The organism is Pseudoruminococcus sp. (assembly GCF_047012705.1).
Taxonomy (GTDB): Bacteria; Bacillota; Clostridia; order Oscillospirales; family Acutalibacteraceae; genus Pseudoruminococcus.
Window position 1 is genome coordinate 1 of record NZ_JBKXNW010000045.1, and the last position, 3,230, is coordinate 3,230.

Annotated in this window: 6 protein-coding genes; all 6 read right to left on the minus strand. The window is 45.4% G+C overall.

The annotated features are described in order from the left end of the window. Nucleotides 1–106: 106 nt before the first annotated feature. Entirely contained in the window at nt 107–790 is a 684-nt protein-coding gene (locus tag ACLU24_RS14455) for a hypothetical protein (RefSeq protein ID WP_015573070.1), read from the minus strand. Between the two features lie 5 nt (nt 791–795). Then, the gene (locus ACLU24_RS14460; protein WP_148336117.1) at nt 796–1,353 is read right to left on the minus strand and encodes a hypothetical protein; all 558 of its coding nucleotides are present in this window, start codon (nt 1,351–1,353) and stop codon (nt 796–798) included. Further along, on the minus strand, nt 1,331–1,564 hold the full coding sequence (locus ACLU24_RS14465) for a hypothetical protein (protein WP_412613343.1): 234 nt from the start codon (nt 1,562–1,564) through the stop codon (nt 1,331–1,333). Before ACLU24_RS14465 ends, ACLU24_RS14460 begins: the two co-directional genes overlap by 23 nt. A gap of 13 nt (nt 1,565–1,577) precedes the next feature. Continuing rightward, nucleotides 1,578–2,171: a hypothetical protein gene (locus ACLU24_RS14470; RefSeq protein ID WP_066733309.1), complete on the minus strand. Its 594-nt coding sequence runs from the start codon at nt 2,169–2,171 to the stop codon at nt 1,578–1,580. Nucleotides 2,172–2,180: 9 nt separating this feature from the next. Next, the gene (locus ACLU24_RS14475) at nt 2,181–2,474 is read right to left on the minus strand and encodes an exodeoxyribonuclease VII small subunit (protein WP_003525240.1); all 294 of its coding nucleotides are present in this window, start codon (nt 2,472–2,474) and stop codon (nt 2,181–2,183) included. A 148-nt stretch (nt 2,475–2,622) separates the two neighbouring features. Then, nucleotides 2,623–3,230: SpaA isopeptide-forming pilin-related protein (locus ACLU24_RS14480; RefSeq protein ID WP_412613344.1), on the minus strand; the 608-nt coding region annotated here is incomplete at its 5' end.

The window sequence follows — 3,230 nt, forward strand, 5'->3', positions numbered from 1 at the left end:
TCAGAAACGATTGCCAGTTTACCGGATTGTCTGTAACTGCAAAACAGGTTCTTTCATACAGCTCTGAAATCAGGTCAAATTTTCTTGCCACCTCGTCTGCACCTCCTTATCGTGTTTTTTCTTTGTCCTTTGCGGATTTCGTGTTTTCTTTTGCGGCTGGTTCTACGGTATGACCGTTTCTCTCGCAAAGCTCGGCAAATTCGCAGATATGGTAGAGATTTGTGCCGACCTCCAAATGGTAGTCGTCGATATATCTGCAAGTTCTCTCCATTGTTTTGCCGTCGCCGAGCTTGATTGAGATTTTTTCTCCGTCCGCAATGCGAAACTGCTCCTGATAGTGCGGGTTGATAAATCGGATACCTCGCTCAGCGTTTTTCAAGTGGGCATTTAGCCACTCTTTCTGATAGCAATAGCAGTACAGATTGTACTCGCCCCTGTTGGGGTTAAATCTCATAAGATAGCTGTACTTTCCCGTATCAAGACGGATGCCGTAGTGGTTGCAGTCATCATTAAAGGAGCTGTCGGGAGTGGAATAACAGTAAGAGGACATAGCCTTTCTGCCGGACAAAACATCGCCGTCACGCAATCCGTTTATGACTTCATCAAATTCAGCCTTAAATTCATCGGTTTTCAAGTCTTTTCTGAAATCGTTCCAAGTCGTCCAAAACTCGTTCCCGTTAGAACCGAAGTCGGCTCTCAAATATCCGATAAGACCGGTCTGCATAGAGAGCTGCTGACTTTGGCTGAAGGTGTATTTACGCTCTGCTTCGGTCAATACTCTGTAATCCATTTTCATCACCTCGCTTGTTCGTTTGGTTGTCTTTGCTTTGGAATAGAAAAGCCATATACCCCGGCAATGTCATCGCCGAGCCTTTTGGTAACTCGTGTGATGTCGGCTCTTGTAGCTTTTCCGTTGTAGATTTTATCTTGCAGATTTTCAATCTGCGTATCGGTAACACCGTCTTTGAATACACGGTATAGATAATGGTTTGTACCGTCGTGATGAACGGCGTCGGCTCGAAGATCTCCGTACTTATCCACATACCATTCGGTGTAATCGGTATCGGAATAAAGGCAATCCTTGATGTTGCCGGAATCAATCATCTTGTAGCCCGACACTCTGCCGTTCCATCTGCCGAGGTCGCCGATAACGATAATCGGCTGTGAAAGCTGAATGTTGAGATTTACTCGTTCATCATAAAGATTTTCGGCATTGGATTTTACCATAATGTCGTAAAGCTCATCATCGGAATATCCGGGATACAGTTCCTCCAAAGACTCTCGCCAATCATCAAGGTCAAGGCTAATGTCGCTCCAAATGATATGGCGGTCATTCTGTTCCGGACTGCTCATCAGTGCCACCTCCCAAATAAGAGAACAGCTTATTGGCTTTGGTCTGCTTCTGAAGCTCGATAATCAGACTCATATCCGGAATAGTGATACCCGGAATTTTCAAAATGCTCTCCATGTCGAGCTGCTGCAATTTCTTTTCGGTATTGCAGCCTGCGTCAAACAGTTTTGTCAGAAGCTTTGTCTTTTGCTGAAAAGTGAAATTTTCCTTCATTGCTTTGTCCTCCTTATCGTTCTTTGTCTTTATTTCGCTTCTTGTTTGAAAGCTCTTGTGCCTTTTCCTTTGCCCATTCAGGCAGACGCTCAGGCTTTATTTCGCCCATAACATCCATTCTTTCATATCGGGTTGATTTGCCGGTGTGAAGATTGGTACAAAACACGGCACTTCCACGGCTGTTTGCCGACGCACCGAAACCACCTGTAACATAATAAAGCTGTCTGTCAGCTCTCTGAAATTCAGGCTTTAATACCTTGGGGTCAATGGCTATGATTTTGCCGTTGATGTCTTTGGAATAGTGGTCGGGGATACAGTCGGCTTCCGTTATGATTGTGATTGGAATATCCAGTTTTTCGACCTGTTCCTTGAAAAGCTCCGCTTCCTTTGTCACACGGCTTCCGAAAAGGTGTACGATTTCGATATAGTCATCGCTTACCATACATTCCGAACACAGTTCAAACAGGTCGTTTCGCTCCGCAAAGCCGCACAAAAACTTATTGCCGTTTGTGCTTTGCTCATTGGAAGCCAAGATAACCTCCTTTTCGCCCACATTGACCGAGCAGAGAACGGTGTATTCACCGATTTTTCTTTTTTCCTCGTTCATATCCACACCTCAGCTTACTTCAATCACAATTCTGATGTTTCCGCAGTCGCAGCCACTGCACTGTCTGGACAGTTCAGGAAACAGGGATTGCACTCTCTGTCTTGCTCTGCGGATAGTCTCAAAGCACGGCAAGCCGTACCCTTTATAGTTGTTGACTATATCCTCAAGCGGTAAATCTCCGACTCTCATATAGCTGTATCGGTTGTAATAGCAAAGGATAAGCTGCATATCGTCATACCTCGTTTCGGGGCATTCTCTGAGTATTGCAAGCACCTTGCTGTCAACCGTCTTTTGCTTGTTCATAATGCACCTCCGTAAAAGAACGGTGGGCGAAGTTTTCACTCCGCCCACTTTGGTGTTCCTTATTTCTTTCTGTTCTTAATCTGCAAGAAGATAAAGCCGCCGATAATAAAGGCGACTAATACAACTGCTACGATTGTTTTAGCGTCCATTACTCATTGTCCTCCTTCTTCTTTTTTCTGTACGCAATAATGGCTGTGCCTACAATGCCGAGGGCAGAAAGTCCCGCAAGTGCAGTCCACAAGCCGACATTGCTGTTGTCTCCGGTCTTTGGTGTATCTCTCAGCTCATTGTGCATTTCCACAGCGGTAGTAGAACCGACCTTTACGGTTGCAATCTTATCCGCAGGAAGCACATAGGAAGCAGAAACACTATCCTGAACCTCGGAAATGGTGTAATCGCCGATACGAAGTCCCTCGATAATGATTTCGCCGTTCTTATCGGTCGTGAAGGTACGGTCGTAGCCGTTTGCTCCCGTTACCCTGAAGGTGAAACCTTCAACCTTTCCGTCAGAAGATGTCTTGACGATTTTCAGGTTTCCTTTCATAGCCGTGTTGATAAATCCGACACCCGCTTTGTTTTCGACCTCATAGGTCATTTCATCTTCCTCAATGAATACGAAGTACACGCCCTTATCAAGCTCAAAGCCCTCCGGTGCTTTGGTTTCTCTTACAAGGTATTTTCCGTAAAGAAGCTCCTTCATTTCGTAAATACCCGTAGAAGTTTCGTTGAGCGTACCGATAAGCTCGTCGCCGTCGT